Annotated in this window: 1 protein-coding gene; it reads right to left on the reverse strand. The window is 69.2% G+C overall.

Annotated elements, in window-relative coordinates:
• The coding region (locus D9V41_RS16865; RefSeq protein ID WP_208006934.1) for a nitroreductase family protein at positions 1-364 on the reverse strand (364 nt) is incomplete at both ends.

Below are 364 nucleotides of genomic sequence, written 5' to 3' on the forward strand. Positions count from 1 at the left end.
GATCGTCGTCCCACTCGAACCACTCGCGGAGCAACGCGGACTTCTGCGCCAACGCCGCTTGAGCGATCGCGCCGAGCCCGTACGCGTGGACGGCGAGCAGGAAGGACTGCACGTAGGGCCCGGCATCCACCAGGGCGTAGACGCCGAGGCTCGCGGGCACGGTGAGGATCGCGGCGTGTGGAGCGCCGAAGAACTCGAAGTTCCGGAGCATCTCGCGGGCCGAGGCCTCGCGGTCTCCGCGCTCCACCCCGACCGCCTCGTACAGTTGCCAGCCGACCTCACGCCGCCGGTCGCGGTAGACGCCCTCATAGCTCCGCGGGAAGTCGAAATCGCTGCCGAACTCGGTGTCCGCCTCGATCGCCTT

Origin of the sequence: Aeromicrobium phragmitis (assembly GCF_003674095.1) — a bacterium.
GTDB lineage: Bacteria > Actinomycetota > Actinomycetes > Propionibacteriales > Nocardioidaceae > Aeromicrobium > Aeromicrobium phragmitis.